Origin of the sequence: Methylibium sp. (assembly GCF_031393925.1) — a bacterium.
In the GTDB taxonomy this organism is placed as follows: domain Bacteria; phylum Pseudomonadota; class Gammaproteobacteria; order Burkholderiales; family Burkholderiaceae_C; genus Methylibium.
Window position 1 is genome coordinate 1 of the sequence record NZ_JANMWL010000131.1, and the last position, 8,127, is coordinate 8,127.

The 8,127-nt window shown below is 67.2% G+C and carries 8 protein-coding genes; 3 read left to right on the forward strand and 5 right to left on the reverse strand.

Annotated features, from left to right (window positions below):
* Positions 1-678: 678 nt before the first annotated feature.
* From RMO12_RS07745 to RMO12_RS07765, 5 genes are all read right to left on the reverse strand, one after another.
* The gene (locus RMO12_RS07745) at positions 679-1,497 is read right to left on the reverse strand and encodes a peptidylprolyl isomerase (RefSeq protein ID WP_309638847.1); all 819 of its coding nucleotides are present in this window, start codon (positions 1,495-1,497) and stop codon (positions 679-681) included.
* A 59-nt stretch (positions 1,498-1,556) separates the two neighbouring features.
* The gene (locus tag RMO12_RS07750; RefSeq protein WP_309624334.1) at positions 1,557-1,859 is read right to left on the reverse strand and encodes a BolA family protein; all 303 of its coding nucleotides are present in this window, start codon (positions 1,857-1,859) and stop codon (positions 1,557-1,559) included.
* Positions 1,852-2,475: a septation protein A gene (locus RMO12_RS07755; protein WP_309624335.1), complete on the reverse strand. Its 624-nt coding sequence runs from the start codon at positions 2,473-2,475 to the stop codon at positions 1,852-1,854. The genes RMO12_RS07750 and RMO12_RS07755 overlap by 8 nt, the downstream gene beginning before the upstream one ends.
* Positions 2,476-2,548: 73 nt before the next feature.
* Entirely contained in the window at positions 2,549-2,965 is a 417-nt protein-coding gene (msrB, locus tag RMO12_RS07760; protein ID WP_309638848.1) for a peptide-methionine (R)-S-oxide reductase MsrB, read from the reverse strand.
* Positions 2,962-4,518, reverse strand: a complete 1,557-nt coding sequence (locus RMO12_RS07765) for a protein adenylyltransferase SelO family protein (RefSeq protein ID WP_309638849.1) — start codon at positions 4,516-4,518, stop codon at positions 2,962-2,964. The genes msrB and RMO12_RS07765 overlap by 4 nt, the downstream gene beginning before the upstream one ends.
* Before the next feature lie 129 nt (positions 4,519-4,647).
* Here RMO12_RS07765 and RMO12_RS07770 point away from each other — a divergent pair, with 129 nt between their 5' ends.
* From RMO12_RS07770 to RMO12_RS07780, 3 genes are all read left to right on the forward strand, one after another.
* Complete coding sequence (locus RMO12_RS07770; RefSeq protein ID WP_309638851.1) at positions 4,648-6,276, forward strand: 3-(methylthio)propionyl-CoA ligase; 1,629 nt, start codon at positions 4,648-4,650, stop codon at positions 6,274-6,276.
* Positions 6,277-6,365: 89 nt separating this feature from the next.
* Positions 6,366-7,613, forward strand: a complete 1,248-nt coding sequence (locus tag RMO12_RS07775) for a branched-chain amino acid ABC transporter substrate-binding protein (protein ID WP_309638850.1) — start codon at positions 6,366-6,368, stop codon at positions 7,611-7,613.
* Between the two features lie 86 nt (positions 7,614-7,699).
* The coding region (locus RMO12_RS07780; RefSeq protein ID WP_405029638.1) for a branched-chain amino acid ABC transporter permease at positions 7,700-8,127 on the forward strand (428 nt) is incomplete at its 3' end.

The window sequence follows — 8,127 nt, forward strand, 5'->3', positions numbered from 1 at the left end:
GCTGCGTTCAAACAAGCGCGACGAGTCAGAGGACGAAGCGCTGCGCGCGGCCACGAGCCCTGTGCTCCTCAGCGCCTCGAAGGCGCGCTGCCGCCTGCCCGGACGCGCCTTTGCAGACACGGCGGTGGGTTGCGTTGAGAACCGCCGCGCCGTGGGCTCGCGGCACGCGGTACACGGCGGTGGCGTCTGCCAGGGCACGCCTTTGCAGACACGGCGGTGCTCTGGGTTGCGCGTACACACGCTGGTCGCTCGCGGCGCGCGGCTCGCGGTGCTGGGCGGGGCGTCTGCCAGGGGCGCGTTCGCAGATACAGCGTCGGTTCTCGCCGCGAACCCCAAGCTGATGGCTCGCGCAGGCGGTGCCCGGCGGGGGCTCACTCTGTGGCGGCGAGGAGCGCAGGGTTGGGGTCGGCGTGCGGAGCACGCTTCGTAGGCTGACTCGCCACGGTTGTTAGTGTGGAGTGAACGCAGCGAGTTGCGCGACGGGCCAGGCCCGAGCACCGCAGCGCAGTCGAAGCGAAGCGGAGACCGCCACAGCGTGAGCCCCCGCAGGGCGTCGCCTGCCGTGTCGTGCGAACGCGTTCGAAACACTTGAAGGATCCGAGGCCGGCCGCGCAGAAAAAAGCGCCCCGCAGGACGCTTTTTTCAGTGCGAGCCGAGCGCCGGCCGCTCGGCAGGAACTCAGTTGAACTTGTAGTCGGTCTTCGCCTTGGCCTTCAACTCGTCGCGAAAGGTCTGGAGCTTTTGCTGGGTAAGGCGTTGCTGGATCTGCGGCTTGACTTCCTCGAAGGCCGGGAACTGCGCGTTGCGTACGTCATCGAGCTTGAGGATGTGCCAGCCGAACTGGCTCTTCACCGGCTCGTCGGTCAGGCCGCCCTTTTGCAGCTTGGTCATGGCCTGCGAAAACTCGGGCACGTAGTTGCCGGGTGCGGCCCAGTCGAGCTCGCCGCCCTTGGGCGCCGAGCCGGGGTCCTTGCTCGATTTCTTGGCGGCTTCCTCGAAGCTCGCGCCGCCCTTGAGCTGCGCGGTCAGCGCCTTGGCTTCGTCTTCCTTCTCGACCAGGATGTGGCGTACCTTGTATTCCTTGTCGCCGGCCTGCGACTTGGCCTTGTCGTACTCGGCCTTGAGGTCGGCGTCGGCCACCGGGTTCTTCTTCTGGAAGTCGGTGAACAGCTCGCGGATCAGGATGCTCTGGCGTGCCAGCTCCATCTGCTGCTTGTATTCGGCGCTCGCGGCGACACCGCGCTTCTCGGCCTCTTGCACGAAGATTTCACGCAGCACGACTTCGTCCTTGACCTGGCTCTCGGTCTCCGGCGGCAGGGTCTGGCCCTGGCTTTGCGCCTGCTTGGTGACCTGGCTCAGCAGTGCCTCGGCGCGGGACTTGGGGACCGGCTTGCCGTTGACGGTGGCGATGTTCTGCGCGGCGGCCAGGGCAGGCGCCAGCAGGGCGGCGGCCAGGGCCGCGATTGAGAGGCGGGCGGCAAGATGGATGGGCTTCATCGGTTCGGACTGCATGAGAGGGTTGGGGAGGGCGGAGCGGCGCGGCGACGAGCCGGCCATCAGGGGGCGCTGCGTGACGCCTCAGTCGGCGTCAGGGTGGTCAGGGCCAGTGCGTGAATGCCGTTTTGCATCCATGACGCGAGGGCATCATACACAAGGCGATGGCGCGCCAGTCGCGACAAACCTTCGAAGCGCGCACTGACAAGGCGGACCGAAAAATGCCGTCCTTCGAGGGCGCCGGCATGGCCGGCGTGGAGGTGGCTGTCGTCGGTGACGGCGAGCTCGAGGGGTGCCAGCGCGGCGCTCAGGGCGGCCTGTACTTCGTCGGCGCTCGGCGGCGCATGCAGGCTCGGCTCACTCATCTCCGGTCTTCATGTGGCGGCTCAGGTAGAGCCCCTGGGCCAGCGTGAACAGCAGCATCAGGCCGATGCCACCGAACAGCTTGAAGTTGACCCAGATGTCGGTCGGGAAACTGTAGGCCACGTAGAGATTGGCCAGGCCCATGAAGGCAAAGAAGCCGATCCACATGAGGTTGAGGTTGCGCCACACGGCCGGTGGCAGCTGCAGCTGCTCGCCGATCATGGTCTGCAGCAGGTTTTTGCGAAACAGCGCCTGGCTGAGCCAGAACGCCGTGCCCATGACCCAGTACAGCACGCTGGGTTTCCACTTGATGAAGGTCTCGTTGTGGAACCACACCGTGGCGCCGCCCAGCACGGTGACCAGGCCCAGGCTCACCCACAGCATGGTGTCGACCTTGCGCCCGTGCGCGATGAGCCAGCCGATCTGCGCGAAGGTGGCGACGATCACCACCAGCGTGGCCAGCAGCACCGGCGCCTCGCCCGCGCCCACGGTGCCGCCCGAAACCAGGAAGCCAAAGTGCTCGCTGGCGAACGTGGCGGCGTCGTCGGGCCGGCTCCCCGCCAGCTTGAAGGCGGCGAAGAACAGCAAGATGGGCAGGAAGTCGAACAGTATCTTCATCGGGGTAGGGGCTCGGGGTCGAAACGGCCGGTCGTTCGCCAGAAGCGGCGATTGTGCGTGCTCGCCGCTGCGCCTATTTGCCGGGGTCGAACGCGAGCGAGGCCGAGTTGATGCAAAAGCGCTCGCCGCTGGGCGCCGGGCCGTCGTCGAACACATGGCCGAGGTGGGCACCGCAGCTCTTGCAGCGCACCTCGACGCGCACCATGCCGTGGCCGCGGTCGACCACGCGCTCGACGATGCCGGCCGCCAGCGCTTCGGAGTAGCTCGGCCAGCCGCAACCGGCGTCGAACTTGGTGGCGGAGTCGAACAGCGGCTCGCCGCAGCAGACGCAGGCGTAGGTGCCGCGTTCCCAATGGTCCCAGTACTTGCCGCTGAAGGCGCGCTCGGTGGCGGCATGGCGGGTCACATCGAACTGCATCGGGTCGAGTCGGGCTTGCCACTCGGCCTCGCTCTTGTTGACCTTGCGGTCGGTGTCGTCGGTTGCGCTCATGATGAACAGGACACCTCCAGGTGTTGCGCCCAGTCGGGCGGGAAGTCGGCATAGGCCGAGCGCTCGGGCTGCTCGTCGAAGGGGCGCTCCAGCACCTTCAACAGGCGCTCGGTCGCGCCGTAGTCGCCGCCGTCGGCGGCGCGGATGGCATTCTCGGCCAGGTGGTTGCGCAGCACGTACTTTGGGTTGACGCGCTTCATTCGCAATGCCCGCTCGGCGTCGACGCTCTGCTCCGCCGCGAGCCGCGCCGCATAGCGCAGCGCCCAGGCGTCGAAGGCGGCGCGGTCGATGAAGAGGTCGCGCACCGGGCCGGCGTCGGCGGCGTCGAAGTCAGCCAGCCGTCGCCAGGCCAGCGTGTAGTCGGTGCGCCCTGCGGCGAGCAGCGTGAGCCAGTCGTCGATCAGCGCTTGGTCGGCGTCATGCTCGGCCACGAGACCGAGCTTGGCGCGCAGGCGTGCGCTCAGCGCCGCGGGAAAGACGCTTCGGTAGGGCTCGAGCGCTTCGAGCGCGGCCTCGCTGGCCGCTTCGGCTTGCCCCATCAGCGGCAGCAGCGCCTGGGCGAGCGCATGCAGGTTCCACAAGCCGACGTTGGGCTGGCGTGCAAAGGCATAGCGCCCCTGGTGGTCGGAGTGGTTGCAGACGTGGCCGGGGTCGAAGCCGTCGAGAAAGCCGAACGGGCCGTAGTCGATGGTGAGGCCCAGCACCGACATGTTGTCGGTGTTCATCACGCCGTGGCAAAAGCCCACCGCCTGCCAGTCGGCCATCAAGGTCGCGGTGCGCCGCGTCACCTGACCGAGCAGCGCGGCCAGCGGGTTGGCAGCGTCGCGACACTCGGGGTAGTGGCGGTCGATGACGAAGTCGACCAGGCGCGCGAGTTCGCCGTGCAGGCCGTGGTGCGCAAAGTGCTCGAAGTGACCGAAGCGCAGGAAGCTCGGCGCCACGCGCGTGACCACCGCCGCGGTTTCGATGCTCTCGCGCCGCACCGGCAAGGCCGAGCCGGTGACGGCCAGTGCGCGCGTGGTGGGTATGCCCAGGTGATGCATCGCCTCGGAGCACAAGAACTCGCGGATCGACGAGCGCAGCACCGCGCGGCCATCGCCCATGCGGGAGTAAGGCGTCGGCCCGCTGCCCTTGAGCTGCAGCTCCATCGGTCCGGCCGGACTCGCGACTTCGCCGAGCAGCAGCGCCCGCCCGTCGCCGAGCTGGCCGGCCCACACGCCGAACTGGTGGCCGCTGTAGACGGTGGCCAGCGGCTCGCTGCCGGGCCAGGGGGCGCCGCCGGACAAGACCTCGAGCGCGCGCCACGCGGGTCGATCGGCCCAGTCTGCGGGCCAGCCGAGCAGCGCCGCGCAGCTCTCGCTGGTGGCGACCCACTGCGGCTCAGGCAGCGCTTGCGCGGCGAGCCGGGTGGAAAACGCGTCACCGAGCGCGGCATACGTGTTGAGCCAGCGCAGCGGCGCGGCAGCGGCTTCATCGGGCCGGGTGGCCGCGTCCGTCGCGGTCGCGGTTAAAACCGCAGGGCGGTCGAGCACGGGCGCGGGTACGTCATTCATCCATGGCAGTCTATCGAGCGGCCATCGGCCCGCCAGCGTCTAGGGCTTACCCGCGGCCGGCCGCGAGAGGCCGTTTCCTATGATGCGGCGCACCCTTAGCGACCTCCAGGAGAAAACGCCATGCCGCATTTGATGGGCCAGATGATGCAGATGCCGCTGATGATCTCGTCGCTGATCACGCACGCGGCGCGCCACCATGGCACGACCGAGATCGTCTCCAGGCGCGTCGAAGGCGACCTGCATCGCACCACCTATGCCGATGCCGAACGGCGCGCGCGGCGCGTGGCCAAGGCACTGGACCGGCTGGGACTGGCCACGGGCGCGCGCGTGGCCACGCTGGCCTGGAACGGTTATCGCCACTTCGAGCTGTATTTCGGTGTCTCCGGCAGCGCCCGCGTGGTGCATACGATCAACCCGCGTCTGGCGCCCGATCAGGTGGCGTGGATCGCCAACCATGCCGAGGACAGCGTGCTGTGCTTCGACATGAGCTTCCTGCCGATCATCAAGGCCGTCTGGCGCCAGTGCACCACCGTCAAGCACTGGATCGCGCTCTGCGACGCCGACGCGCTGCCCAAAGACAGCGGCATCGACGGCCTGCAAAGCTACGAAGCCTGGGTCGACGCCGAGAGCGACGGCTACGACTGGCCCGCGTTCGACGAGAACAGCGCCGCCGTGCTGTGCTACACGAGCGGCACCACCGGCAACCCCAAGGGCGCCCTCTACAGCCACCGCTCGACCCTGCTGCACGCCTACGCCGGGGCGCTGCCCGATGCCCTGGACCTGTCGGCGCGCGACTGCGTCCTGCCGGTGGTGCCGATGTTTCACGTCAACGCCTGGGGCATTCCGTACGGGGCGGCGATGACCGGCGCCAAGCTGGTGTTCCCGGGGCCGGCGCTCGATGGCAAATCGGTCTACGAGCTGCTCGAGTCCGAGCGCGTGACCATGGCCGCCGGCGTGCCGACGGTGTGGCTGATGCTGCTCAACCACGTCAAGCAGCACGGACTCGCGTTCACGCACATGCGTCGCACGGTGATCGGCGGCTCGGCCTGCCCGCCGGCCATGATCAAGAGCTTTCGCGACGACTACGGTGTCACCGTGCTGCACGCCTGGGGCATGACCGAAATGTCGCCGCTGGGCACCGTGTGCAAGCTCAAGCTGGCGCAAAGCGAGCTGGACGCCGACGCCCAACTGGCGGTGATGGCCAAGCAGGGCCGGGCGGTTTACGGCGTTGACATGCGCATCGTCGACCCCGACGGCCGCGAGCTGCCGTGGGACGGCCAGGCCAGCGGCGACCTGCACGTGCGCGGCCCGTGGGTCATCCAAAGCTACTTCAAGGGCGAGGGCGGCGACCCGCTGGTGGGCGGCTGGTTCCCCACCGGCGATGTGGCGGTGATCGACGCCGATGGTTTTTTGCAGATCACCGACCGCAGCAAGGACGTGATCAAGTCCGGCGGCGAGTGGATCAGCTCGATCGACATCGAGAACGTGGCCATCGCCCACCCCGGCGTGGCGATGGCGGCCTGCATCGCCCTGCCTCACCCCAAGTGGGACGAGCGACCACTGCTGGTGGTGGTCAAGAAGCCCGGTGCCGAACTCACCAGCGCAGAGTTGCTGCGCTTCTATGAAGGCCGCGTCGCCAAGTGGCAGGTGCCCGACGACGTGGTGTTCGTCGACGCCATTCCGCTCGGTGCCACCGGCAAGATGCAGAAGAACAAACTGCGCGAGCAGTTCAAGGCGCACAAGCTGCCGAACGCCTGAGTTTTCGGCGCCACGCTGGCCCATGGCGCTTGCCAATGACGCCCGAGCAGCGTCGTGTGATCACGGGCTGCGGCCCACAGGAGACTCCCATGCAACTCGAGCGCCTCACCCGCCTGGTCGTCGGCGCGGGCATGGCCCTTAACGCCGGCCTGGCCTTCGCGCAAAAGGGCGAGACCGTCAAGATCGCCTGGATCGACCCGCTGTCGGGTCTGATGGCGCCGGTGGGTCAGAACCAGATCAAGAGCTTTCAGTTCTTTGCCGACAAGTTCAACAACGACGCCAGGCTCAACCCGGCCGGCGTCAAGTTCGAGATCATCGCGCTGGACAACAAGCTGAGCCCGACCGAGAGCCTCAACGCCCTGAAGGCCGCGCTCGACCAGGGCGTGCGCTACATCACCCAGGGCAATGGCTCCTCGGTGGCCGGCGCGCTGATCGACGCGGTGGCCAAGCACAACGAACGCAACCCGGGCAAGGAGGTCGTCTACCTCAATCACTCGGCGGTGGATCCCGACTTCACCAACAGCAAGTGCAACTACTGGCACTTCCGCTTCGACGCCGACACGTCCATGAAGATGGAGGCGCTCACCACCTTCATGAAAGACCAGGCCGACATCAAGAAGGTCTACCTGCTCAACCAGAACTACTCGCACGGCCAGCAGGTCGAGCGCTTCGCCAGGGAAAATCTGGCGAAGAAGCGGCCCGACATCCAGATCGTCGGCACCGACCTGCACCCGCTGGCGCAAGTGCGCGACTTCGCGCCCTATGTCGCCAAGATCAAGGCGGCGGGCGCCGACACCGTCATCACCGGCAACTGGGGCTCCGACCTGGCGCTGCTGATGAAGGCCGCCAACGAAGGCGGCTACGGCGGCAAGTTCTTCACCTACTACGCCGGCGTCAGCGGCACGCCCACGGCCTTGGGCAAGAGCTTTGAAGGCAGGATCTTCCAGGCCGCCTACAACCACTACAACCTGCCCGGCCAGATGGGCCAGTGGCAGAACGAATTCAAGGCAAAGTTCAACGACGACTTCTACACCGGCTCGGTGATCCGCATCTTCGCGGCGCTCACCACGGCGATGGTCAAGGCCAAGTCGACCGACCCGGTGAAGGTGGCCGCTGCGCTCGAAGGCCTCAGGTTCGACGGTCAGATGAACGGCGAGGTCGAGATGCGCAAGGCCGACCACCAGTTGCAGCAGCCGCTCTACATCACGGTGTGGCAGAAGGCCGATGCCAGGTTTCCCTACAGCCCCGAAAACACCGGCATGACCTTGGCACCCGTCAAGGAGTACCCGGCCTACGTGTCGAGCACGCCGACGAGCTGCCAGATGAAGCGGCCGTAGACAGGTCTTTTCGCTGAAATTTTCTGGCCCGATCGGGAGACCAGCTCGGGCCTTTCATTGCGTGCGGTGTGCTGACTGAGGAGTCGATGGAGTTCTTCACTATCTCCATGCTCAACGGCCTGAGCTACGGCTTGTTGCTGTTCATGCTGAGCTCGGGGCTCACGCTCATCTTCAGCATGATGGGCGTGCTCAACTTCGCGCACGCCAGCTTCTACATGCTCGGCGCCTACATCGCCTATGGGGTCGCGCGGCTGATCGGCTTCTGGCCGGCGCTCGTCGTCGCGCCGCTGGTGGTGGGCGTGCTGGGCGCGCTGTTCGAGCGCACCGCGCTGCGCAAGGTCCACAAGTTCGGCCATGTGCCGGAGTTGCTCGTCACCTTCGGCATCTCTTACGTGATCCTGGAGCTGGTGCAGTTGATCTGGGGCCGCGCGGCGGTCGCCTTCGCGCCGCCCGAGGCGCTGCAGGGGCCCGCATTTACGCTGGTGGGCTCGGCCGGCGAAGGTTTGCGCATGGT